This is a genomic window from Ruegeria sp. AH3, from assembly GCF_056536265.1.
This window is the reverse complement of record NZ_JBQFJL010000001.1, coordinates 994,681-1,017,518: the sequence shown is the minus strand read 5'-3', so window position 1 is coordinate 1,017,518 and position 22,838 is coordinate 994,681. Positions and strand designations below refer to the sequence as shown.

The following is a 22,838-nucleotide window of genomic DNA, read 5'->3' as shown; positions in this document are numbered from 1 at the left end:
CGGGGTGCCGCCCGCACAACCGATTCAACAAAGGCACAAAGGACCTAGCGCTGCCCGTTACAGCGCAGAACCGCTTACGCGGTCGCACGTTATATTGGTTTGCTGTCCGTCCCTTGCCCGACGCCCGCTTCTGGTCATTACCTACCAGATTTAGTGGCTCGTTCATCGGTTTATACAATCTGACGTATATACCCATAGTTGGTCAACGGGCTTTTTGGGTCATTTTTGAAATCTTTTGGCTTGACCCAATCTGACAAACAGGCGGGAAATCGCCGGTCGATGATTCCTCCACAGGCCGGTCGCCCGGATCAATCACGCACGAGCCATTAGTCCCAAATTGATTTCCCGTTTTGAACGCCACAGTTACGCGAAATTGATCAAGCGCGCGGCCATCAAGAACACTATCAGAGAATCATCGTCTACTGTGTTGAACACATGGCATAGTCAGCGTGTTGTGTTTTTTCCGTACGGGATTTTATTCCACCATGCGCCTGCTGCTTCTGTTGCCCCTTCTGGCCCTGACCGTGTCTTGTACATCACAAGAGGCGCTGCTTGCATCGCGCAGTGCTCAGTTCCCAAGTTATCCAGAAAGCCTGTTCAACACCTTCAAGACAGATTGTTCAGGCCCCGGTGACAGCTATCGGAAAACCAGTTCGAACAGCTATGAGTGCCACGAGACGCTGTCCCCTCAGGCCACCGCCTATCTGATTCTCAGCTATGACGGTTATCCACAGAATTTGCCTCAGATCGTGACGCGACTGAGCTCGACAAAAAACCAACAAGGCTATCGCGTGGATGCCGAGTTGTTTTTCCTTGTTCCGCAGAAAAGCGGTAAAACGCTAAGGATTCCGGTAGAAAGCAAGGATTTGGATCGCGATTTTTCGCGGCTCTACAACACTTTCGGCGGAACGCCAGTGTAAACAGAGAGAAGTGGTCGGGGCGGCAGGATTCGAACCTACGACCCCCTGTACCCAAAACAGGTGCGCTACCAGACTGCGCCACGCCCCGGACCGTGCGCCTTCCTAAACGCGGCAATCTGATTTGAAAAGCCCTAACAGGGCCAAATTGCGGGACCTTGCGAAAAAACTTCGTGTCGCATCTGAGTTCCGGGCCGAATGCCATAGCGTGCAGCGAGCCCTGCATTGATTTCAAGCACAGCATAGACCGAATCGCCGCCCTCGATCGGGGTCAGATCGCCAGGAACGGCCCCTTCATGCACACGTGTCACCGCGCCGGTGCGATCCACAAAAATCATGTCGAGTGGAATCAGCGTGTTTTTCATCCAGAATGCCACACGTTGCGGCGGATCGAAGATAAACAACATCCCCGACCGGCTGGGCATGCTCTCTCGGAACATCAATCCGCGCGACCGTTCCTCTGGGGTCACCGCCAGTTCGATGTCGAACCGAACCTGCGCCGCATCATTTCGCAGCTCAACCCGGTCAGCACGACACTCGGCCCAAGCAGTCCCAGAGAACAGAACCGTGAGAGCAATCAGAGCTGTCGCAAATTTCTTCATGCGCTGCTTAGCTGTTCAGTGCCGCTTCCCAGGCTAGCACCTGAGCGGCCATGCGCCCGCGCTTGCCATCGATTACCCGCATGGCCAGCGCCTCGCCCGGTTGCAGATCAGCAAGGCCCGAGCGACGCAGAACCTCAATATGAAGAAACACATCTTCGCTGCTGCCGAACACGTTCGCAAACCCGAAACCCTTGCCCTTGTCGAACCATTTGACCCGCGCAGCCTCGAGCGGCGCGCTTCCGATCACGTTTGGATCAAGCTCGGCAAAATCGGCAAGCATCATGGTCTCGGCACGAACCGGTGGGTCCACACTGACGACCTCGACCGCCTGAACACCGCGGTCGGTCTTGTGTGTCATGATCTCGATCCCGGCGCCGTCCGCAACCGAGCTTTGACCGAAATTCCGCAAGACGTTGACGTGCAACAGAATATCCGGCCCACCTTCGTCGGACACAACAAATCCGTACCCCTTGGCGGGGTCGAACCATTTTACGTGTCCACGAACGCGGTACATGCTGTTCAGATCTTCTGGCACTGTTTTCCCATCACGAAGATTACCAAGTCGTTAAGGGTTTGTTGTTTATGGTATTGGCCCGCAAATTCAAGCTGAAAAAAGCCTTTGTTTACCGACTGTTGCATTTCACGATACGCGAACGTCACGGATTTAACCTCTGCACTTGCCAGTTAGATGCGTCACCGTCACGTCTCCACTGAAACCGATCATGCAACCGAAAGGCTCCGTCGGCCCAAAACTCAATCTCAACAGGCACCAATCGATACCCACCCCAGAATTTAGGGCGCGGCGGATTCGTTCCCAGCTTCGCCGTCACTTTAGCCACTTCGGCCATCAGAGTTGCACGGCTTTCAAGTGGTTGCGACTGATGCGACGCCCAAGCCCCTAGTCTACTCTTGAGCGAGCGCGATGCATAGTATTCATCCGCCTGCGGACCGTCCTCGCGGGTGATTGTACCACGAACACGAATTTGACGCCGCAAAGATTTCCAGTGCATCACGAAGGCCGCCTTGCCGGCGTCATCGAGTTCCTGGGCTTTGGCGCTGTGATAATTGGTATAAAAGACAAACGCGTCTTTTTCGATTTCCTTCAGCAATACCATCCGGACATTGGGTAGACCTTCTGAATCCACGGTCGCCAGCGCAATCGCGTTCGGATCGTTTGATTCTGTCTTCTCTGCCTCAGCCAGCCACCGTCCCGCTATTTCAAACGGATCGGCCCCGGCAAAGATGCCACTGCGCTCGTTCATTTCCATCCCCTGGAAACAGTTGAACTTGACCCTAAGGCGAGAACCCGCTGCGGGCAAGAGCGCATGGCCTTGATGCAGACCAATCAATGGCATAAACCAACCGGACATAACGCGACGACATGCGGAGAACCGAAGATGTCAAATCAGTTGATGGCCGGAAAACGCGGCCTCATCATGGGACTGGCCAATGACAAATCAATCGCATGGGGAATCGCCCGCGCCTTGTCCGACGCCGGGGCCGAACTGGCCTTTTCCTATCAGGGTGATGCCCTGAAGAAACGCGTCGACCCTTTGGCGGCGCAACTGGGCAGCGAGGTCGTTTTGCCCTGCGATGTTAGCGACGAAGAATCAATCGATGGGCTGTTCACGGCACTCGAACAGAAATGGGGTAAGCTGGATTTCGTCGTGCACGCCATCGGCTTCTCTGACAAGAACGAGCTGCGCGGTCGCTATGTCGATACCAGCCGTGCGAACTTCAAGCTGACCATGGACGTGTCGGTTTATTCGTTTACCGCAGTCATGCAGCGCGCCGAAAAGCTGATGACCGAGGGAGGCTCTGCCATCACGCTTACCTATTACGGTGCCGAGCAGGTGATGCCGCATTATAATGTTATGGGCGTCGCAAAGGCCGCGCTTGAAGCTTCGGTGAAATATCTTGCCGAAGACCTCGGTAAGGATGGCATTCGTGTGAACGCGATCTCGGCCGGTCCGATCAAGACGCTGGCAGCCAGCGGCATCGGTGATTTCCGGTACATCATGAAGTGGAACGAGTATAACTCGCCCCTGCGCCGCAACGTCACGATCGACGACGTAGGCAACTCAGCGCTCTACCTGCTGTCTGATCTCAGCAGTGGTGTGACCGGTGAAAACCTGCACGTGGATTCGGGCTATCACATTGTCGGCATGAAAGCCGTTGACGCACCAGACGTTGAGAAGGGTTAAAACATGAGCGCCAAGGATCGCCTGCCCCACGAAAAAGGCTTTCACATCAGCTGGGACCAGATTCACCGCGACTCGCGCGCCTTGGCGTGGAGGCTTGACGGGCAAGGCCCCGACGACGGCGCATGGCGCGCCGTCGTGGCCATCACTCGCGGTGGCATGGCTCCTGCGATGATTGTCAGCCGCGAGCTCGACATTCGCACCGTCGATACCGTCAGCGTGAGATCCTATCACCATCAGGAACAGGGCGAGGCCGAGGTACTGAAGGCTCCTGACGCCGATTTGATGGGAGATGGCGAGGGCATTCTGATCATTGATGATCTGGTCGATAGCGGTAAGACGCTGGAACTCGTGCGTGAGATGTACCCCAAAGCCCATTTCGCCACTGTATATGCCAAACCCAAAGGTCGCCCCATGGTTGATACCTTCATTACCGAGGTCAGCCAGGACACGTGGATCTTCTTTCCGTGGGACATGGCCCTGCAATATGTTGAGCCCTATCGCGGCACCGACTGACCCTTTATTGCTGTTCAAAAAACCTCGGATCGCGGGGCGGAGCCTCGCAAAAGGACGGTCCTGCCATGGCTCAGACACGCACCAGCGCCACCTTCCCCCCACCGGTGATGGAGGCGCGCCGCTGGCTTGACGGCGTTACGTTTTCCGAAGATCGGCCTCTGATCAATGTCAGCCAGGCGGCGCCGGTTGATCCGCCACCACTGGCACTGCGACAAGCGATGGCAGAATTCGCCGTATCGCAAGACAGCGCTCATCTCTACGGCCCCGTTTTGGGTAACGATGATCTTCGGGCCGAGCTTGCCACGCAGATCAGCGCCCACTACGAAGCACGTGTCACTGCCGCCCAGGTGGCGATCACTTCCGGCTGTAACCAAGCCTTCTCGGCCGTCATTTCCGCAATCACCGATCAAGGGGATGAAGTCATCCTGCCAACCCCATGGTATTTCAACCATAAAATGTGGCTTGATATGGCCGGGGTCACGGCCATCGACCTATCCACTGGCGATGATCTTCTACCCGACCCAGTCAGGGCGCGCGCTCTGATCACCGATAAAACGCGCGCGATTGCACTGGTTACCCCGAATAATCCCGGTGGTGTGGAATACCCTGCTGGGTTGGTGCGCGCGTTCTATGACCTCGCAGAGGAATTCGGTCTGCGTTTGCTGGTCGATGAGACCTATCGCGATTTCGACAGCCGCAGCGGCCCTCCGCATGAGCTGTTTCAGCAGCCCAACTGGGACCTCACGCTAGTCCACCTCTATTCATTCTCGAAGGCCTATCGGCTGACGGGTCACCGCGTCGGTGCAATTGCGACCAGTCCTGCCCTGTTGGCCGAGATTGAGAAGTTTCTCGACACTGTCGCGATCTGCCCCGGTCAAATCGGGCAGTTCGCCGCGCTCTGGGGCATGCAGAACCTGTCACAATGGGTCGCGGGCGAGCGGGAAGAAATCCTCGACCGCCGCGCAGCGATCACGGAAGGCATGCCACGCCTTGCCGAAAAGGGATGGCGTCTGCTGGGTCTGGGTGCGTATTTCGCTTATCTCGAACACCCGTTCGATATTCCCTCGGACGAATTGGCGAAACGGTTGGTGGCCGAGGCCGGGGTTCTACTGCTGCCCGGCACGATGTTCATGCCCGACCATGACCCGGCCGGAAAGCGGCAGGTCAGGGTCGCGTTTGCCAATCTCGACCGCGCCGGTATCGCGCAATTATTCGACCGGCTGCAGGGCTTGTCCATCTGAGCTTGCCCCCCCGCGCCGTGCATCGTATTCAGGGCCGCAACCAACAGGGCAGACACTCGCCAATACAACCAAGAGGGCACCATGGCCGCAGGCATGAAAAACCTATCCAAGACCTTTGTATGGATCCTTATGGGTCTTTTAATGCTGGGCCTTGCAGGATTCGGTGCGACCAGCCTGACGGGCACGGTACGTACCGTGGCTCAGGTCGGGGATGAAAGTGTTTCCGTCGACGAATATTTCCGCGAATTGCAGCGCGAAATTCGCGCGGTCGAGGCCCAGACCCGCCAGCCGATGCAAATCTCGCAAGCCATTGATCTGGGTCTGGATCAACTTGCCTTGTCCCGACTGATCGCACTCGCTGCCCTGGACAATGAGGTAGGTCAGCTCGGAATCTCGATTGGCGATGAAAACCTGCAGCGCGAGATCGTGCAGATCCCCGCCTTTCAGGGCGTCGATGGCACATTCGACCGCGAAGCCTATGACTTTCAACTGGATCAGGTCGGCATGTCCGATGCTGAATTCGAGTCTGACCTGCGCAAGGAATCTGCGCGTACCATCGTTCAGGGCGCGGTCACGAGCGGGGTCGAGATGCCTCTGACAATGACCGAGACGTTGTCGAACTATGTCCTCGCCCGCCGCAGCTTTACCGTCGCGACTTTGTCTGCCGATGCGCTTGAAACTCCGGTTGCTGAGCCAACGGATGAGCAGGTACAGGCCTATTACGACGAAAACGGCGATCGCTTTACCCTGCCCCGCACCAAACGCCTGACCTACGCCATTCTGTCGCCCGAGATGTTATTGGACACGGTTGAGGTCGATGAGGACTCGCTGCGCCGTTTGTATGATCAGCGTGCAGATCAATACCAGCAGCCCGAACGCCGTCTGGTCGAACGCCTGACCTATCCCAGCGAAGAGGCGGCGACCGAGGCGTTGGCGCAGCTGGAAGTTGGCGGTGCCGATTTCGAGCAGTTGGTTCGCGATCGTCAGCTTGATCTCAGCGATGTGGACTTGGGAGATGTGACCCGCGAAAATCTGGGCGAAGCCGCCGATGCAGTCTTCGCTGCCGAGATCGACGATGTCGTTGGTCCTTTGCCGTCCACCTTCGGCCCTGCCCTGTTCCGCATAAACGGCTCGCTGGCTGCGAACAACGTGACATTCGAAGAAGCTGAAGCCGAGCTACGCGAAGAATTGGCTGCCGAGCGTGCACGTCGTCAAATCGAAGCGCAGGCCGAAGACATAAATGACCTGCTGGCAGGCGGTGCAACGCTGGAAGAGCTGGTTGACGAGACCGAGCTTGAGCTGGGTCAGATCGACTGGACGCAACAAAGCGATGAAGGTGTCGCCGCCTATGACGGATTCCGCGAAGCCGCGGTCGCCATTCAGGAAGACGATTTCCCCGAGGTCGCATTCCTCGAAGATGGATCGCTCTTCGCCATGCGTTTGGATGAGGTTCTGCCCGAACGTCCCGAACCATTGGAAAGCGCGCGCGCTCGGGTTGCCGGTGCCTGGGTGCAGGATGAGACTGCAAAAGCACTGCAAAACCAGGCCAATTCGATCCTGACGCAACTTGCAACGGATGGCGATTTCACCGCGACTGGTCTGCCCTTCCGCGTCGAAAACGCTTTGACCCGCACCGCGTTTCTTGAGGACGTGCCTGTCGATTTCATGACTCAGGTCTTCGAAATGGACCCTGCTGAGCTGCGCGTCATTCCCGGCAATGGCACTGCACTGATCGTGCGGCTGGACGAAGAGCTGCCCCCGGCGGAGACCGATGAACAACGCCGGATGCAGGACGCGCTGGCCGCACAGATGAATCAGGCGCTGGCACAGAACATTTTTGATATCTACGTGCGTGACGCTCAAACGCGTGCGCGCCCCGTGCTGGATCAGCAAGCGCTGAACGCAGTGCGTTCAAGCTACTAGAAGAGACATCAGATGGCCCTGACACCGGATTTCGACAGTTTCGCGCGCGCCTATGACGCGGGCGAAAATCAGGTCGTCTATACCCGCCTTGCCGCCGATCTGGATACGCCGGTTTCGCTGATGCTCAAGCTGACGGGGGCGCAGAAGGATGCCTTCATGCTCGAGTCGGTGACCGGGGGTGAGGTGCGCGGGCGCTATTCGATCATCGGTATGAAGCCCGATCTGGTCTGGCGCTGTCATAGCGAAGCTTCAGCCCTGAACCGGTCTGCCCGGTTCGACGCCGAAGCGTTTGAACCGCAGAATGGCAACCCGATGGACAATCTGCGCGACTTGCTGGCCGAAAGCCGCATCGCGCTGCCGGATGATCTGCCGCAGGCGGCTGCCGGGCTGTTCGGTTATCTGGGGTATGACATGGTGCGGCTGGTGGAGTACCTGCCGGATGTGAATCCCGATCCCTTGGACCTACCGGACGCGATCATGCTGCGCCCGTCGGTCATCGCCGTATTAGATGGCGTCAAAGGCGAAGTCACCGTTGTATCGCCCGCATGGGTCAGCGAAGGCCAAACCGCCAAAGCCGCTTATGCGCAAGCAGCAGAACGCGTGATGGACGCCGTGCGTGATCTGGAACGCGCGATGCCTGCTGAGACGCGCGATCTGGGCGAGGCGATTGAAGTTGGACCGCCTGTGTCGAACTTCACCAAGTCGGGTTATATGGAGGCCGTAGAAAAGGCCAAGGAATACATCCGCGCAGGCGATATCTTTCAGGTCGTCCCGGCGCAGCGTTGGACGCAGGATTTCCCGCAACCCCCTTTCGCGCTCTACCGTTCGTTGCGACGCACAAACCCGTCGCCCTTCATGTTCTATTTCAACTTTGGCGGCTTTCAGGTGGTGGGTGCCAGCCCGGAAATCCTCGTGCGGGTCTTCGGTAACGAAGTCACAATACGCCCTATCGCAGGCACCCGTCCACGCGGCGCAACGCCCGAAGAAGACAAGGCCAACGAGGTCGATCTGCTGGCCGACAAGAAGGAATTGGCAGAGCATCTGATGCTGCTGGATCTGGGCCGTAACGATACCGGTCGCGTCGCGAAGATCGGTACAGTACGCCCCACCGAAGAGTTCATCATCGAACGCTACAGCCACGTGATGCACATCGTGTCGAACGTGGTCGGGGAACTGGCCGAGGACAAAGACGCGCTGGATGCGTTCTTTGCCGGGATGCCTGCCGGTACGGTTTCGGGTGCGCCCAAAGTGCGTGCGATGGAGATCATCGACGAGTTGGAACCCGAAAAGCGTGGTATCTATGGTGGCGGCGTTGGGTATTTCAGTGCTGGCGGCGATATGGATATGTGTATCGCCCTACGCACGGCCATCGTCAAAGACCACAAGCTTTATATCCAGGCGGGCGGCGGCGTTGTCTATGACAGCGACCCCGAGGCGGAATATATGGAGACCGTCCACAAATCGAACGCGATCCGCCGTGCGGCGGCCGATGCAGCGCGATTTACTGGAAATGGGAACAGCTAAGAACGGCAGCACATCATTGCCGCCGTTTTATGTTCAGGACCCGGAGTCGTCCTGCTGAACCTCTTGCATCATCACGGCCGAGATCGGGGCCATCGCCACGCGGCTGCCGCGGTCTTCGAGTCCCCAAAGCAACAGAGCCGAGATCGTCTCGGGGCGCAGGCGTCCCAGCATCACCACAGCACCCTCCTGCCCGGCGCGAAAGGCCGCCTGATCCAGAAAGCGGCGCATGACCTTGGGGTCCTGCTTGGCCCCGTCGAAATCCCTGAACACAACGCTTGAGGGGATGCCATTGCGCGCGGCCAATTTCTGCACCGTGTTCAGACCACTGTCCTGCATGACCACCCCGCGCCCACTGTCGCCTGCAATTGCCGCGACCTGATCGGCCAGCTTGCGGTTGCCCTGGATGCCCGTCTCGATACCTTCAAGGATGCCAACCGTATGGGGTAACTGGTCCAGCCATACGGACAGGGATACCTCGGCGTCCTGCGCAGTTGACGCTTCGTGCATATCAACAAGCGCAAGCACCTCGAACCCGGCCTCGCGATGACGGGCCATTTTCTCGGCGGCATCCGGATCAGTTGGGCTGATGGCAAAGCTCAGCGGATACGGGAAGTCCTGCAACGCTTCGGCACCAAAGGCACCTTCATCATCGATCAGTATGATCGACATCAGCGGCTTTGACTCAGGGTTCTCAAAGTTTGCCGCATGTTCTTCGATCGGTTTTTTTGCTTCCGCAACCGTCTCATCCGTCGGCTCGGCGGGTGGATCGTCGCGATCCGTCAGCGGCACAACGCGTTTGCCAACCAAAGTGCTGGAACCAGTCGACCCATCCCCTCCGATTTGCGGCAACGTGCGGACACGAGGCTTAGATACTGGCTGGGTATCTTCCTCACCCTCAACCGCTATCGGATTGTCCTGCGGCGCAGTCTCAGGCTCGGGTGTCTCAATTGCATCCGGCTGAATAGCAGCTATCTGAGGCAACTCTTTGTCTGGCGCCTCATCGATACTCTCCGCTGGAGGGATTGTCTCGACACTCTCAGGTTCCGGCGCTTCTGCGACCACTTCAGGCTCTGGCTCGCTCTCAGGCGCAGGCGGCGGAGGCGCTTCTGCGATGACCTCGGGTTCCGCCTCAGGTTGAGGTGAAGCAGGGGCTGACGCAGGAGCCTGCGGCGCGGCAGGAGCGTCCGTCTGTACAGTCACCGTGGTCGTTGAGACCGGCTCAGGGGTTTCAGACTCGGCGGGCACATCAACGGGTTCGGGTCGCTGGCCCGGTTCCAACTCGATGCCGGAGAGCGCGTCGAGCGAATCCGACGCGGCATCGGGGCTTTCTGGTCCCGAAGGCGGCAGCTCAACCAGATCCGCATCAACACTGGCCTCTTCGATCTCGACAGCCTGCGCAAGTTCCGGCGCTTCAGCCACCTCTGGTGCCTCAGCCGTCACTTCGGGTTTGCGCGACAAAGGCGTCGTCAGCGACAAGATAACACCCAAAGCCAGTACAGAGACCGCCCCGGCGATCAGTCCACCGTAAAATCCGCCCATCGAAATCTCGCCTCTCGCGTTGTTTCGTGCCTCTTCCGCCCATACACCATCTTCCGCGGTGCTCACTTGTGCTGCGCCAAGTTGGGTATGTCCTCTTGACGCTGCCGCACAAGCCTGAGCATGTATGTCCCGACATCATACCGTGGCAACGGGCTGCATCGCCAGCCTGAAATGCCCATAAGAAGATAAGTGCTCAAATGCTGCTGCTGATCGACAACTATGACTCGTTTACCTACAACCTTGTTCACTACCTCGGTGAGCTTGGAGCCGAGATGGTCGTGCGCCGGAATGATGCGCTGGACGTGCAGGAAGCGATGGCGATGAACCCGGCTGGTATTTTGCTGAGCCCCGGCCCCTGCGACCCGGATCAGGCCGGTATCTGTCTGGCATTGACCGAGGCGGCGGCCGAGACGCAAACACCGCTGATGGGTGTCTGTCTGGGGCATCAAACCATCGGTCAGGCGTTTGGTGGCAAGGTCGTGCGCTGCCATGAGATCGTGCATGGCAAGATGGGCACGATGAACCACACCGGCAAAGGTGTCTTCGCCGGGCTACCCTCGCCCTTTGAGGCAACTCGCTACCACTCGCTGGTTGTCGAACGCGAAAGCTTGCCTGACTGCCTTGAGATCACGGCGGAACTCGAAGACGGCACCATCATGGGCCTGCAGCACAAAGAGCTGCCAATCCATGGGGTTCAGTTCCACCCGGAATCCATCGCCTCCGAGCACGGACATGCCCTGCTCAAGAATTTCCTGAATGAAATGAAAGTCCCCGCATGAGCGACGCTCTGAAACCGCTGATTGGCGCTGCGGCTGATCGGCCTCTGACCCGCGCCGAGGCAGAACAAGCTTTTAGCATCCTGTTTGAAGGTGCCGCGACACCAAGCCAGATCGGCGGGTTGTTGATGGCGATGCGTACGCGGGGTGAGACCGTTGACGAATATGCAGCCGCCGCCGCCGTTATGCGCGCGAAATGCAACGCTGTGAAGGCACCGGCAGGTGCGATTGATATCGTCGGCACGGGTGGCGATGGCAAAGGCACCCTAAACATCTCAACCGCGACGGCCTTTGTAACGGCAGGAGCCGGGGTCACGGTTGCAAAACACGGCAACCGGAACCTGAGCTCGAAATCCGGCGCGGCAGATGCACTCGGCCAGCTTGGAATCAACGTGATGGTCGGGTCAGAAGTGGTTGAAAAAGCGATACAAGAAGTCGGTATCGGCTTCATGATGGCCCCGATGCATCACCCTGCGATTGCCCATGTAATGCCCTCGCGGCAAGAACTCGGGACGCGGACAATTTTCAACATTCTGGGCCCGCTCACCAATCCGGCTGGCGTGAAACGTCAGCTGACCGGCGCCTTCAGCCGCGACCTGATACGCCCCATGGCTGAAACTCTGGGCCTTCTGGGCGCAGAACATGCCTGGCTAGTGCATGGATCGGATGGCACCGATGAGTTGACGATTACGGGCATCAGTTGGGTCGCATCAGTAGAGGACGGTGTTGTGAAAGAGGTCGAGCTTCATCCCGAAGACGCAGGCCTGCCGGTTCACCCGTTCGAGGACATCATCGGCGGCACGCCGGAAGAAAACGCCGTCGCGTTCCACGCTCTACTGGACGGGCAGCCCTCGGCCTACCGCGACGCGGTGTTGCTGAACTCCGCCGCCGCTCTCGTCGTCGCCGACGCAGCCAGTGATTTGCGCGAAGGCGTCGCCATGGCGCTGGAAAGTATAGACAGCGGCAAAGCTCGCGAAAAGATCAACGCGCTGGCACGCATTACACAGGAAGCCGCATGACCGAGACCGTTCTGGACAGGATCAAAGCCTACAAGCTGGAAGAAGTCGCTTCAGACAAGGCGCAAAAGTCATTGGAAGCACTGGAGTCTGAGGCTCGCAATGCACCCGAAGTGCGTGGCTTCGCCAACGCTCTGCATAATGCCACGCGCAACGGCTATGGGCTGATTGCCGAGGTCAAGAAAGCCAGCCCGTCGAAAGGTCTGATCCGCGAGGATTTCAATCCGCCTGCGTTGGCCCAGGCCTATGAAGACGGCGGCGCAGCATGCCTGTCGGTGCTGACCGATACTCCCAGTTTTCAGGGCGCAAAAGAATTTCTGACGGAGGCGCGCGCGGCCTGTTCGCTGCCGGCGTTGCGCAAGGATTTTATGTATGACCCCTATCAAGTGGTCGAGGCGCGTGCGCTGGGTGCGGATTGCATCCTGATCATCATGGCGTCCGTCGAGGATGCACAGGCGGCAGAACTCGAACAAACCGCCTTTGACTGGGGAATGGATGTTCTGATCGAAGTCCATGACGCTGAAGAGCTGGAACGCGCGACCCAGTTAAAAAGTCCTTTGATCGGGATAAACAACCGCAATCTCAAGACCTTCGAGACCACTCTTGATACGACACGCCATCTGTCAAAACTGGTTCCAGCCGATCGGACCATCGTGTGCGAAAGCGGTCTGAGTACGCCCGCTGATCTGGCCGACATCGCCCGTTATGGCGCGCGCTGCTTCCTGATAGGCGAAAGCCTGATGCGGCAGGACGACGTTGCCACGGCCACCCGATCCCTGTTGGCCAACCCGCTGATCCCCGGAGTGATGTGATGCCGTTGTCCCATTTCGATGCCCAAGGTCAGGCGCATATGGTGGATGTCTCGGATAAGGCGGTGACCGACCGGGTCGCGGTCGCGGCGGGTCACATCAAGATGACACGAGAAACCTTTGATCTTATTTCAGAAGGCCGCGCCAAGAAGGGCGATGTTCTGGGCGTGGCACGGCTTGCCGGGATCATGGGCGCGAAGAAAACGCCGGACCTGATTCCGCTCTGCCATCCTCTGCCGGTCACCAAGGTCGCGGTAGAACTGACACTGGATTCGGATCTGCCTGGCGTGCAGATCGAGGCAACCGTCAAGACTTCGGGTCAAACCGGGGTTGAGATGGAGGCGCTGACAGCCGTGTCGACTGCGGCATTGACCGTATATGATATGACCAAGGCCGTCGATAAAGCTATGGAGATCGGCGGGATTCGCGTTCTTCTTAAAGATGGCGGGAAATCAGGGCGTTACGAAGCGACATGATTTCAGTCGAAGACGCACGCGCCCTTCTGTTCGACCTTGTCTCAGCGCTACCTGCCGAGAGTGTTCCCTTGATCGAAGCTTCGGGACGTATTCTTGCGCAGAACGTCTCTGCCACCCGTGATCAGCCGCCATTTGCGGCTTCTTCGATGGATGGCTACGCGGTCAAAGCTGCTGAAGTCGAACTGCACGCCATGTTCAAAGTGGTCGGTGAGGCGGCAGCCGGCAAGCGTTTCGACGGCACAGTTGGAGCCGGTCAGGCGATCCGCATTTTCACTGGTGCTCCCGTGCCCGAAGGTGCTGATTTTGTCGTCATACAGGAAGACGTAGATCGGCGCGGCGATCTGATTACCATCACGGATGCGCCGGGTCCAAAATCCAACATTCGCCCGGCTGGGGTGGATTTTACCGTTGGTGCGCAGATTACTGCGCCACGACGGCTCCGCGCTGAAGATATGGCGCTGATGGCAGCGATGAATATTGCCTCGGTCCCGGTGACACGGAAACCGGTGGTGGCGCTGATCTCAACTGGCGACGAACTGGTCATGCCGGGTGAGACCCCCGGCCCCGATCAGATCATTGCTTCGAATACCTTTGGCCTCAAGGCGTTGCTGGAAGACGCTGGTGCATATGTACGCGTGCTACCCATCGCACAAGACACGGTTGCCTCGCTGCAAACGGCCTTTGGTCTGGCGCAAGGCGCTGATCTTATGGTGACAATCGGCGGGGCGTCGGTTGGTGAATATGATCTGGTCGCCGACGTCTCTGAAGCACTGGGGATGGAGCGTTCGTTCTACAAGATCCGTATGCGCCCTGGTAAACCGCTGATGGCTGGTCGTCTGGGTGATGCCGCGATGGTTGGCCTGCCTGGAAATCCGGTCAGCGCGATGGTCTGCGGCTACCTCTTTCTGATCCCGATGGTACGTCGGATGCTGGGAATCGAACAGGTTTTGAACCCGTTCAAACGCGCTCGCCTTGCAGCGCCGCTTGCCGAAAATGGTCCGCGAGAACATTACATGCGGGCGGTCTTGAACGAAGGCGGCATTCGTGCGTGCGAGGATCAGGACAGCTCACTTCTAAGTGTTCTGGCGCAGGCCAACGCATTATTGGTGCGCCAGCCGCATGATCCCGCCCGCGCCGCCGGGGAAGAGGTGCTTTATCTGCCAATTTAGCAAATCCGTTGACACAAAACGTGAACATGCGTAGAACAAAAGAAAACGCATGAGCGATGAGGTGCGAGCGATGCTGACCAAGAAGCAATTGGATTTGCTGGAATTCATCCATAAACGCGTGCAGGCGGACGGTGTTCCGCCCAGTTTTGATGAGATGAAGGCTGCGCTGGATTTGCGGTCGAAATCCGGTATCCACCGTCTGATAACCGCGTTGGAGGAGCGTGGCTTCATCCGCCGCCTCGCCCACCGGGCCCGCGCGATCGAGATTGTCAAACTTCCCGAAAGCCTTGGTGGAGAGCCGACCGCTGCGTTCAAACCGCGCGTGATCGAAGGGGATCGCCCGGAAGGTCCGCGGCCGGCCAATTTCGAACCCGTTACAGTCGACGCAATGGAACTCCCGGTCATGGGTCGGATTGCCGCCGGTGTGCCGATTGAAGCCATCAGCCATGTTTCCCACAGGGTCGCGGTGCCGGGCACGATGGTTTCAGGTCACGGTGAACACTACGCGCTTGAAGTGCGGGGAGATTCGATGATCGACGCGGGCATCAATGATGGCGACGTTGTGGTGATCCGCGAAACCTCAGCCGCCGACAATGGTGACATCGTGGTGGCGCTGGTCGAAGACCAGGAGGCCACGTTGAAACGTTTCTTCCGCCGGGGTCAGGCCATCGCGCTTGAAGCTGCAAACCCCGCATACGAGACGCGCGTCCTGCCCGAAGACAAAGTCAAGGTTCAGGGCCGACTGGTTGGCCTGATCCGCAGTTACTGATGGGTGCTGGGCGACCAAAGCCGGTCTCCCGTCACCTCGGCACTGCTGAGCAGCCGTCCGTTCGAAAGCGCCAGACTCCCCGTTTCGTGCAGCTTGTTTGGGTCATAGAAAATGCAATCCCCTCTCAGCTCCAGTGAAACCGGAGCCACCACGATTTGCTCGCTCTCGCATTCATCAAATGCAAGCGCCGCACGCTTTCTGGTGAGGTGCACAAGTTCCTTATCTCCAACCAAATAACGCTGAACGCCGCGCGAGGCATTTGGCCAACGCCCTGCCGCTTTTGTCTGATCAGCGGAATCTCCGTCATTCTCCAACCAGACCGAAGCGACAAAGCCCCCACCCTTCTCTTTGCTCAAGGCACGGCCTTGTTCGGTCATCACCCCGACAAGCCCGCCTGTTTCGGCTATCAGAGCGTCGGGCCGGTATCCCTGCCCCCACATCGCCAAAGCAAAACTCGCCGGAATAACACTCAGCCAACGGGCGCGCCCCCGCCACAGGATGAGCCACAGCAGCGCAACTGAAAGAACCGGCAACGCAAAATCCGGTGGGCTGGCGATGTGACTCTGTGCGCCATCAAGATTTGATACCCAATCTGCAACGGCCAGTATCCACTGCAATCCCAACCCCATGACATGCAGCGCTATGCCGTCCAACCCAAACGGCGCCAGCAACGCCGCGATAACTGCCGCCGGGACAACCAGACTGCCCATCATTGGAACCGAAAGAAGATTTGCCACCAGACCGTAATGCGACAACGTATTGAAATGCGCCGCTCCGATCGGGGCTGTCGCCAACCCGGCAACGCCCGATGATATCAACACCGCCCAAACCGGCCCCAGCCATTTGGGCCCGGGCAGACGACCATGGTCGCGCAAGGCACCGAACACGGCCACAAGCGCTGTGGTGGCCGCAAAAGACATCTGAAATCCCGGGCTCAGCAGTGTCTCGGGCCGCAGAACCATGACGATCAATGCAGCAACTGCCACTCCGCGCAGCGAGATCGCGCGGCGATCCAGAAGCACAGCACCCAACATGACGCAGACCATCACAAAAGCGCGCTCGGTCGCGACGTTTCCGCCGGACAGGAACAAATAGATCGTCGCGGAACACAGCGCGCAAATCGCGGCGAGTTTGCGGACAGGCAAGCGCAAGGCAACAGAGGGAATGCACGACAGCCCCATGCGGCAGGCCACAAAGACAAACCCTGTCAACAACCCCATATGCAGCCCTGAGATCGCCAGTAGATGCGCCAGGTTCGAAGCGCGCAGCCTGTCCAGCGCGGCCTGATCCATCCCACTTCGGTCACCTGTGGTAACGGCAGCGGCGAAACCACCGACCTCGCCGGGCAACACCGAGCGCACGTGATCCGAAATTGCCATACGCCATGCGGTGACCCGGACGCCTTCGACGCCCTGGTCAGCAGGCGTGATCGTCAGAACAGGTACCCGAGTGTAGCCAATTGCGCCCAGTCGCTGAAACCACGCATGGCGGCGAAAATCGAAACCGCCGGGTTCGACCGGACCTTGCGGTGGCGAGAGATGTGCAGTGGTCATTACCCTCTGCCCCGGCGACAAATGCGTAGAATCGCCATGTAACGAAAGCCGGACGCGCCGGGGCCTCTGATCCGCAGGAACGTCCCCGATCCGCACCTGATCAAGAGTAACCCGCGGCGCGTCCGACGCAGAGCGGTCCAGCGCCACGACCCTCCCCTCGACCGGGCCATAATAGCGCCATTGCAAAACCGGCTCTGCAACGGTGTGTGCCCGCGCACCCGCAAGCAGAAACCCTGCTGCCACAAGGGCAACACCGATCGCCAGCGGCGCCCAGGCCGCCTGCATCCACCGGGCGGCGACCGCGCTGACCAATGCCAGAACCGTCACGGCGACATAAAGCGCAGCGTCCGGTTCGAACCGAAGGCTGAAATACCAGCCAATCCCAACCGCCAGGCAAACCGGAGCCCATGGAAACAGATACCCACGTTGGGTCAGTAACGCGGCCTCGGCCCGTGCCAGAACACGCATGGTTGCCCCCGTCCTTCGGGCTGGGTAGATAGTCGCCAAACTATGCTCGCTACGGTTACCAAAAGGTTAATCCACACAATGTCCGATCAGGTCGTCACCCGTTTTGCCCCCTCTCCCACCGGATTTCTGCACATCGGTGGCGCGCGCACCGCTTTGTTCAACTGGCTCTATGCACGGGGTCGTGGCGGCAAGTTCCTGTTGCGAATTGAAGATACCGACCGCGAACGCTCGACCCCTGAGGCGACAGCCGCGATTCTGAAAGGCATGGAGTGGCTGGGTCTGGACCACGATGGCGAGGTCATCAGCCAGTTCGAAGGGGCCAATCGTCATGCCGAGGTGGCGCATCAGCTTCTGGCCGAGGACAAAGCCTACAAGTGTTTCTCGACGCAGAACGAAATCGCAGCGTTTCGGGAACAGGCACACGCCGAGGGGAAATCGACCCTGTTCCGGAGCCCATGGCGCGATGCAGATGAATCGACCCATCCGGATGCGCCCTTTGTGATCCGCATCAAAGCACCGCAAGACGGGAGCACCATGATCCGCGATCAGGTGCAGGGCGATGTGACCATTCGCAACGATCAGCTCGACGATATGATCCTGCTGCGTTCGGATGGCACTCCGGTCTACATGCTGGCCGTTGTGGTTGACGATCATGATATGGGCGTGACCCATGTGATCCGGGGGGATGATCACCTCAACAACGCGGCCCGGCAGATGATGATCTATGAGGCGATGGGTTGGGACGTTCCGGTTTGGGCGCATATTCCGCTGATTCACGGTCCGGACGGGAAGAAGCTGTCGAAACGCCATGGCGCACTTGGCGCGCAGGAATATCAGGCGATGGGATACCCTGCCGCTGGTATGCGTAACTATCTGGCCCGCCTGGGCTGGAGCCATGGCGATGATGAGTTCTTCACCGACGCGCAGGCGCAGGAGTGGTTCGATCTGGATGGGATTGGCAAAAGCCCAGCACGGTTCGATCTGAAAAAGCTGGAAAACCTTTGTGGTCAGCACATCGCCATCTCAGATGATGCTGCGCTGCGGCAAGAAATCGAGGCCTATCTGGTGGCTGCAGGTCTGCCTGCTCTCACCCATGCACAATCCGGTGATCTGGAACGTGCGATGTATTGCCTCAAGGATCGGGCGCGCACATTCCCGGAACTCATTGAAAAAGCTCACTTTGCACTCACGTCACGCCCCATCACCCCTGATGAGAAGGCGGCAAAGGCGCTATCGACGGTATCCGACGGTATACTGGAAGAATTGACGCCGCAGCTGCAAAATGTTAGCTGGTCTCGGAACGAACTGGAGGAGGCCCTGAATTCCTTCGCAGAAGCGAAAGGGGTTAAGTTCGGCAAACTGGCGGGTCCGCTGCGTGCGGTGCTGGCAGGTCGGGCGGTCACACCTTCGGTATTTGACATGATGCTTGTGCTTGGGCGGGATGAAACCCTGGCGCGGCTTTCTGATGCAGCGACCTGATCCCGGTTTCACATTCGGGTAACGCTGCTCCGTTAAGACCCGGACTGCGCGACTGCGCGCAGCCGTTGCCCGTTTGGTCGGACAGCGAACCGACATGCGCATGAATGAAGAAGGGATACACATGACTGAGAGCCAAAAAACAGCCACCCTGACTGTCCATGGCAACACCTATGAGCTGCCGGTACACTCACCCACCGCTGGCCCAGATGTCATCGACATCCGCAAGCTTTACAGCCAGGCTGATGTGTTCACCTACGATCCCGGCTTTACCTCGACCGCCAGCTGCGACAGCACGATCACCTATATCGACGGCGAAAAGGGCGAACTGCTGCACCGCGGTTACCCGATCGACCAACTGGCCGAGAAATCGCATTTCCTCGAAGTCTGCTATCTGCTGCTGTACGGAGAGCTTCCGGCGTCCAAGGATCTGGAAAAGTTCGAGACCACGATCACCCGCCACACAATGCTGCACGAGCAGATGCAGTATTTCTACCGCGGCTTCCGCCGTGACGCCCATCCGATGGCCATCATGGTTGGCGTGGTTGGCGCGATGTCCGCGTTCTATCACGACTCGACCGACATCGCGGACCCGCATCAGCGCGAGGTCGCCTCGCACCGCCTGATCGCCAAGATGCCAACTATCGCGGCCTGGGCCTACAAATATCACACCGGTCAGCCCTTTGTGTATCCGCGCAACGATCTGGACTATGCGTCGAACTTCCTGCGGATGTGTTTCAGCGTTCCAGCCGAGGAATATGAGGTCAATCCGATCCTCAGCCGCGCGATGGATCGCATCTTCACCCTGCACGCCGATCATGAACAGAACGCCTCGACCTCGACCGTGCGTCTGGCCTCGTCATCGGGTGCCAACCCGTTTGCCTGTATCGCTGCCGGTATCGCCTGCCTCTGGGGGCCAGCGCATGGTGGTGCGAACCAGGCCTGTCTTGAGATGCTGGAAGAAATCGGCACCGTCGATCGCATTCCGGAATACATTGCACGCGCCAAAGACAAAAACGATCCGTTCCGCCTGATGGGCTTTGGTCACCGAGTCTACAAGAACTTCGACCCGCGTGCGAAGGTGATGAAGCAGTCCGCCGACGAGGTGCTGGATCTGCTTGGTGTTGAAGACAACCCCAAGCTGCAAGTCGCGAAGGAACTTGAGCGCGAGGCGCTGGAAGATCCCTATTTCGCCGAGAAGAAGCTGTTCCCGAATGTCGACTTCTATTCGGGCATCATCCTTGAGGCGATGGGCTTCCCGACCTCGATGTTCACCCCGATCTTCGCGCTTTCGCGCACCGTTGGCTGGGTCAGTCAGTGGAAAGAGATGATTGCCGATCCTCAGAACAAGATCGGCCGCCCGCGCCAGCTGTATCTGGGTGAAACAATGCGGGATTATGTGGATATCGAAAACCGCTAACTCTTCTGTGGTGTCCATCGGACGTTCCCATAGCAAGGCCCCGGTTCTCCGGGGCTTTGTCTTTTGGTGTTACCGAAATGTAGTCTCCGGTGCGAAATCCGCGCGAGGAGCCTTGCCATAGCTTTGCAGACAACAAGGCTGAGCTTAGTGTCGCACGGAAATTTTCCTCAGACATACGGCCTTATGCGTAACATTATTATCTTTTTTTTCCTGTTAATCGGCCTACCCGCCGTCGCACAGACACCGCTGGAAGACGCCTTTAATGATGTACAGCGCGAATACGCGGCAGGCTCGCTTGCGGTTCTCAGCCTGGCAGGAATCCCGGATGACTCAGCCAGTGCGATTTCACTGCAATCCAACACGGACAATCGCGAGTACGACTTTAAATCGGCGCAATTGGGTGGAGGGTTCCGCTTGAGCGAAGGCATCCCGCTCTATCTTGAAGGATATATCGGTTATGCCCGGTATGATCCGGTCTTCACTTTCAGCGACACGGGCAACACCACGACCCTTCCGTTGAAATGGACCAGTCTCGCCGTCACGGGTGGCGTCGGGTACCAGTTCGACCTGGGCGAACGCTGGAAACTCACACCAATGGCGCACATCTCGATTGGACGCACACAATCCGATGCGTCTGTCGGGGCGCAAGTTATAGCCAACCGGCTGGGCCTGGACCGCGACTTCGTCGAAAGCGGAGGATTGTGGGCCGGGGGTGCAGGTGGATCCCTGACCGTCGATTATGATCTGCCGCTTGAAAATGATCGCGAGTTTGAAGCCAGCCTGCGTTATACGCATATCGAATATTGGCCCATCGGTGATGATGAAGACCTTCTGATTCAATCGACCGCAGCCAATGCCGTTCTGTGGACCCGATATCGTTTCCCCAGTGGCAAACGCATGTTCGGACGGCCTGTGCGCTGGGTCGGCGATCTGTCCCTCTCTTATCTTATCGGTGATCAATCGATTGTGCTCGGCACCGATTGGTTGGCGCGCGTTGGCGGCGGGATCGAGGTCGATCTTTCAGACACGTGGGTGCCTTGGGTCACCACCACCCGGCTGATGGTCCGGTACTACGGTAGTGATACGGTGAATGGCTTCACCGTGGGGCTTGGGATCAGCTTTTGACACGTTTCAGAACAACGTAAGTTGATCTCCGGGCTGCGGCGGGGGCCTGAAGTGATCGGTGCTGAGCGGCGGTGTTCTGATCGCGAGCCCCAGCCTTTTGCAGGCCGCTTTGAAACGCTGAGCGATCATCTGGGCATAGGTCCCCTCTCCTCGCATCCTGTGCCCCCATCGCGGGTCATAGTCCCTGCCCCCGTGCATTTCGCGCAATCGCTCCATAACTTTCGCCGCTCTGCCCGGTTCATGCAGATCCAACCATTCCTGCCACAAAGCCGAGACTTCGCGGGGCAGTCGCAGCATGATCCAGCTGGCGGCATCTGCACCAGCTTCCTGACCGGCCTCAAGCAAATGCTCTAGCTCGTGATCGGTCAGCCCCGGCACAATCGGAGAGGTCATGACGCGCACCGGCACGCCGGCTTCGGTCAATCTCTGGATCATACGCAACCGGCGCAGCGGTGACGGTGCGCGCGGTTCCATCTTGCGCGACAGGGATGGATCAAGCGTGGTCAAAGAAATACCGACACGCACCAGATTCTTGCGCGCCATGGGGGCAAGAATATCCAGATCACGCTCAACCAGAGCACCTTTGGTTACGATCCCCACAGGGTGATGAAATTCACTCAGAACCCTCAAACACTCTCTTGTTATCTCGCGGTTTTTCTCAATCGGCTGGTATGGATCGGTGTTGGTTCCAAGCGCAATCGTCGCCACTTTGTATCTGCGCGTAGACAGCTCTCGCCTGAGGATTTCCGCCGCGTTTGGACGGGCGATCAGACGTGTTTCGAAATCCAACCCGGGTGACAAGCCGAGATAGGCATGCGTCGGGCGGGCAAAACAGTAAACACAGCCATGTTCGCATCCTCGGTACGGGTTGATAGAGCAATCAAAGGGCAAATCCGGGGACTTGTTATAGGTGATAAACGTGTGCGCGATCTCATCCCTGACTTCGGTACGCAGGGGGGGCAGGTCCTCTGGCAAGTCCCAGCCATCATCTGTTGTTTCGGTTGTAAAACGCTCAAACCGGCCCGTGGCATTGGAAGCGGCCCCGCGCCCCGAACGCTTTGGTTGGGCTGGCATATGTTCTCTCTTTGTTCTTTATTTCAGATTTAGTCGAAACTCCAAACACTGACAAGTGCTTGATTCCGAGCATATCGGCCTGGCGAGCGTCCAAACCGGCCAGAAAATTCGACAAAAAACATCAGCCTGACGCAGAAGATGAGAAAGCTGCAGGATGATCTTGCAAAAAATTACCTCGCTGACCGTGATAATTCGACCTATAGGTCGGTCCCGTATCCGCCGAGGTCGCAATCGTCACAGTAGA

At 58.3% G+C, this 22,838-nt stretch carries 21 protein-coding genes and 1 tRNA gene; 15 read left to right on the top strand and 7 right to left on the bottom strand.

The window, feature by feature from the left end; genetic code table 11:
• The first annotated feature begins 485 nt into the window (after positions 1-485).
• Positions 486-920: a hypothetical protein gene (locus ACR3EM_RS05025; protein ID WP_480469711.1), complete on the top strand. Its 435-nt coding sequence runs from the start codon at positions 486-488 to the stop codon at positions 918-920.
• An 11-nt stretch (positions 921-931) separates the two neighbouring features.
• On the opposite strand, the gene ACR3EM_RS05020 is transcribed toward ACR3EM_RS05025, so the two are convergent.
• The 4 genes from ACR3EM_RS05020 to pdxH all read right to left on the bottom strand — a co-directional run bounded on the left by ACR3EM_RS05020 (position 932) and on the right by pdxH (position 2,781).
• A tRNA-Pro gene (locus tag ACR3EM_RS05020) sits at positions 932-1,008 on the bottom strand.
• Positions 1,009-1,051: 43 nt separating this feature from the next.
• Positions 1,052-1,519 (bottom strand): DUF192 domain-containing protein, encoded by a 468-nt coding sequence (locus ACR3EM_RS05015; RefSeq protein ID WP_480469710.1) that lies wholly within the window; start codon positions 1,517-1,519, stop codon positions 1,052-1,054.
• Positions 1,520-1,526: 7 nt separating this feature from the next.
• On the bottom strand, positions 1,527-2,054 hold the full coding sequence (locus ACR3EM_RS05010; RefSeq protein WP_480469709.1) for a cold-shock protein: 528 nt from the start codon (positions 2,052-2,054) through the stop codon (positions 1,527-1,529).
• Between the two features lie 121 nt (positions 2,055-2,175).
• Positions 2,176-2,781 (bottom strand): pyridoxamine 5'-phosphate oxidase, encoded by a 606-nt coding sequence (pdxH, locus tag ACR3EM_RS05005; protein ID WP_480469708.1) that lies wholly within the window; start codon positions 2,779-2,781, stop codon positions 2,176-2,178.
• A gap of 135 nt (positions 2,782-2,916) precedes the next feature.
• Here pdxH and fabI point away from each other — a divergent pair, with 135 nt between their 5' ends.
• The 5 genes from fabI (at position 2,917) to trpE (ending at position 8,924) form a co-directional block, all read left to right on the top strand.
• On the top strand, positions 2,917-3,723 hold the full coding sequence (fabI, locus tag ACR3EM_RS05000; protein WP_480469707.1) for an enoyl-ACP reductase FabI: 807 nt from the start codon (positions 2,917-2,919) through the stop codon (positions 3,721-3,723).
• 3 nt (positions 3,724-3,726) lie between these two features.
• Positions 3,727-4,236, top strand: coding sequence for a xanthine phosphoribosyltransferase (gene gpt / locus ACR3EM_RS04995; RefSeq protein ID WP_480469706.1), 510 nt, complete (start codon positions 3,727-3,729; stop codon positions 4,234-4,236).
• Between the two features lie 65 nt (positions 4,237-4,301).
• The gene (locus tag ACR3EM_RS04990; protein WP_480469705.1) at positions 4,302-5,477 is read left to right on the top strand and encodes an aminotransferase; all 1,176 of its coding nucleotides are present in this window, start codon (positions 4,302-4,304) and stop codon (positions 5,475-5,477) included.
• Positions 5,478-5,558: 81 nt separating this feature from the next.
• Positions 5,559-7,400 (top strand): peptidyl-prolyl cis-trans isomerase, encoded by a 1,842-nt coding sequence (locus ACR3EM_RS04985; RefSeq protein ID WP_480469704.1) that lies wholly within the window; start codon positions 5,559-5,561, stop codon positions 7,398-7,400.
• A 12-nt stretch (positions 7,401-7,412) separates the two neighbouring features.
• Complete coding sequence (gene trpE / locus ACR3EM_RS04980) at positions 7,413-8,924, top strand: anthranilate synthase component I (protein ID WP_480469703.1); 1,512 nt, start codon at positions 7,413-7,415, stop codon at positions 8,922-8,924.
• Between the two features lie 33 nt (positions 8,925-8,957).
• Here trpE and ACR3EM_RS04975 read toward each other — a convergent pair whose 3' ends face one another.
• The gene (locus tag ACR3EM_RS04975) at positions 8,958-10,529 is read right to left on the bottom strand and encodes a divergent polysaccharide deacetylase family protein (protein ID WP_480469702.1); all 1,572 of its coding nucleotides are present in this window, start codon (positions 10,527-10,529) and stop codon (positions 8,958-8,960) included.
• A gap of 131 nt (positions 10,530-10,660) precedes the next feature.
• Between ACR3EM_RS04975 and ACR3EM_RS04970 the strand changes: the two genes are divergently transcribed.
• The 6 genes from ACR3EM_RS04970 (at position 10,661) to lexA (ending at position 15,478) form a co-directional block, all read left to right on the top strand.
• Entirely contained in the window at positions 10,661-11,242 is a 582-nt protein-coding gene (locus ACR3EM_RS04970) for an anthranilate synthase component II (protein ID WP_480469701.1), read from the top strand.
• Complete coding sequence (gene trpD, locus ACR3EM_RS04965) at positions 11,239-12,258, top strand: anthranilate phosphoribosyltransferase (RefSeq protein WP_480469700.1); 1,020 nt, start codon at positions 11,239-11,241, stop codon at positions 12,256-12,258. Before ACR3EM_RS04970 ends, trpD begins: the two co-directional genes overlap by 4 nt.
• Complete coding sequence (trpC, locus tag ACR3EM_RS04960) at positions 12,255-13,067, top strand: indole-3-glycerol phosphate synthase TrpC (RefSeq protein ID WP_480469699.1); 813 nt, start codon at positions 12,255-12,257, stop codon at positions 13,065-13,067. Before trpD ends, trpC begins: the two co-directional genes overlap by 4 nt.
• Positions 13,067-13,540, top strand: coding sequence for a cyclic pyranopterin monophosphate synthase MoaC (moaC, locus tag ACR3EM_RS04955; RefSeq protein ID WP_480469698.1), 474 nt, complete (start codon positions 13,067-13,069; stop codon positions 13,538-13,540). Before trpC ends, moaC begins: the two co-directional genes overlap by 1 nt.
• Complete coding sequence (locus tag ACR3EM_RS04950) at positions 13,537-14,709, top strand: molybdopterin molybdotransferase MoeA (RefSeq protein ID WP_480469697.1); 1,173 nt, start codon at positions 13,537-13,539, stop codon at positions 14,707-14,709. The genes moaC and ACR3EM_RS04950 overlap by 4 nt, the downstream gene beginning before the upstream one ends.
• A gap of 70 nt (positions 14,710-14,779) precedes the next feature.
• On the top strand, positions 14,780-15,478 hold the full coding sequence (gene lexA, locus ACR3EM_RS04945; RefSeq protein WP_480471894.1) for a transcriptional repressor LexA: 699 nt from the start codon (positions 14,780-14,782) through the stop codon (positions 15,476-15,478).
• Here the strand turns inward: lexA and ACR3EM_RS04940 are convergent.
• Positions 15,472-17,499, bottom strand: coding sequence for a ComEC/Rec2 family competence protein (locus ACR3EM_RS04940; protein ID WP_480469696.1), 2,028 nt, complete (start codon positions 17,497-17,499; stop codon positions 15,472-15,474). The two genes, lexA and ACR3EM_RS04940, sit on opposite strands and share 7 nt — an antisense overlap.
• 78 nt (positions 17,500-17,577) lie before the next feature.
• Between ACR3EM_RS04940 and gltX the strand changes: the two genes are divergently transcribed.
• From gltX to ACR3EM_RS04925, 3 genes are all read left to right on the top strand, one after another.
• Entirely contained in the window at positions 17,578-18,978 is a 1,401-nt protein-coding gene (gene gltX, locus ACR3EM_RS04935) for a glutamate--tRNA ligase (protein ID WP_480469695.1), read from the top strand.
• Positions 18,979-19,099: 121 nt separating this feature from the next.
• A complete protein-coding gene (gltA, locus tag ACR3EM_RS04930; protein ID WP_480469694.1) occupies positions 19,100-20,395 on the top strand; it encodes a citrate synthase in 1,296 nt (431 codons plus the stop codon).
• 183 nt (positions 20,396-20,578) lie between these two features.
• On the top strand, positions 20,579-21,520 hold the full coding sequence (locus ACR3EM_RS04925) for an autotransporter outer membrane beta-barrel domain-containing protein (RefSeq protein ID WP_480469693.1): 942 nt from the start codon (positions 20,579-20,581) through the stop codon (positions 21,518-21,520).
• Positions 21,521-21,526: 6 nt separating this feature from the next.
• Here ACR3EM_RS04925 and ACR3EM_RS04920 read toward each other — a convergent pair whose 3' ends face one another.
• The gene (locus ACR3EM_RS04920) at positions 21,527-22,594 is read right to left on the bottom strand and encodes a PA0069 family radical SAM protein (protein ID WP_480469692.1); all 1,068 of its coding nucleotides are present in this window, start codon (positions 22,592-22,594) and stop codon (positions 21,527-21,529) included.
• Positions 22,595-22,838: the final 244 nt, after the last annotated feature.

Excerpts from the sequence above, each read along its gene's own strand:
- trpC (WP_480469699.1), top strand. The coding sequence starts at position 12,255 with ATGACCGAGACCGTTCTGGACAGGATCAAAGCCTACAAGCTGGAAGAA.
- ACR3EM_RS05015 (WP_480469710.1), bottom strand. The coding sequence starts at position 1,519 with ATGAAGAAATTTGCGACAGCTCTGATTGCTCTCACGGTTCTGTTCTCT.
- gltX (WP_480469695.1), top strand. The coding sequence starts at position 17,578 with ATGTCCGATCAGGTCGTCACCCGTTTTGCCCCCTCTCCCACCGGATTT.
- pdxH (WP_480469708.1), bottom strand. The coding sequence starts at position 2,781 with ATGAACGAGCGCAGTGGCATCTTTGCCGGGGCCGATCCGTTTGAAATA.
- ACR3EM_RS04950 (WP_480469697.1), top strand. The coding sequence starts at position 13,537 with ATGATTTCAGTCGAAGACGCACGCGCCCTTCTGTTCGACCTTGTCTCA.
- ACR3EM_RS04925 (WP_480469693.1), top strand. The coding sequence starts at position 20,579 with ATGCGTAACATTATTATCTTTTTTTTCCTGTTAATCGGCCTACCCGCC.
- gltA (WP_480469694.1), top strand. The coding sequence starts at position 19,100 with ATGACTGAGAGCCAAAAAACAGCCACCCTGACTGTCCATGGCAACACC.
- lexA (WP_480471894.1), top strand. The coding sequence starts at position 14,780 with ATGCTGACCAAGAAGCAATTGGATTTGCTGGAATTCATCCATAAACGC.
- ACR3EM_RS04920 (WP_480469692.1), bottom strand. The coding sequence starts at position 22,594 with ATGCCAGCCCAACCAAAGCGTTCGGGGCGCGGGGCCGCTTCCAATGCC.
- gpt (WP_480469706.1), top strand. The coding sequence starts at position 3,727 with ATGAGCGCCAAGGATCGCCTGCCCCACGAAAAAGGCTTTCACATCAGC.
- trpD (WP_480469700.1), top strand. The coding sequence starts at position 11,239 with ATGAGCGACGCTCTGAAACCGCTGATTGGCGCTGCGGCTGATCGGCCT.
- moaC (WP_480469698.1), top strand. The coding sequence starts at position 13,067 with ATGCCGTTGTCCCATTTCGATGCCCAAGGTCAGGCGCATATGGTGGAT.
- ACR3EM_RS04940 (WP_480469696.1), bottom strand. The coding sequence starts at position 17,499 with ATGCGTGTTCTGGCACGGGCCGAGGCCGCGTTACTGACCCAACGTGGG.
- ACR3EM_RS04985 (WP_480469704.1), top strand. The coding sequence starts at position 5,559 with ATGGCCGCAGGCATGAAAAACCTATCCAAGACCTTTGTATGGATCCTT.
- ACR3EM_RS04990 (WP_480469705.1), top strand. The coding sequence starts at position 4,302 with ATGGCTCAGACACGCACCAGCGCCACCTTCCCCCCACCGGTGATGGAG.
- ACR3EM_RS05025 (WP_480469711.1), top strand. The coding sequence starts at position 486 with ATGCGCCTGCTGCTTCTGTTGCCCCTTCTGGCCCTGACCGTGTCTTGT.
- fabI (WP_480469707.1), top strand. The coding sequence starts at position 2,917 with ATGTCAAATCAGTTGATGGCCGGAAAACGCGGCCTCATCATGGGACTG.
- trpE (WP_480469703.1), top strand. The coding sequence starts at position 7,413 with ATGGCCCTGACACCGGATTTCGACAGTTTCGCGCGCGCCTATGACGCG.
- ACR3EM_RS04970 (WP_480469701.1), top strand. The coding sequence starts at position 10,661 with ATGCTGCTGCTGATCGACAACTATGACTCGTTTACCTACAACCTTGTT.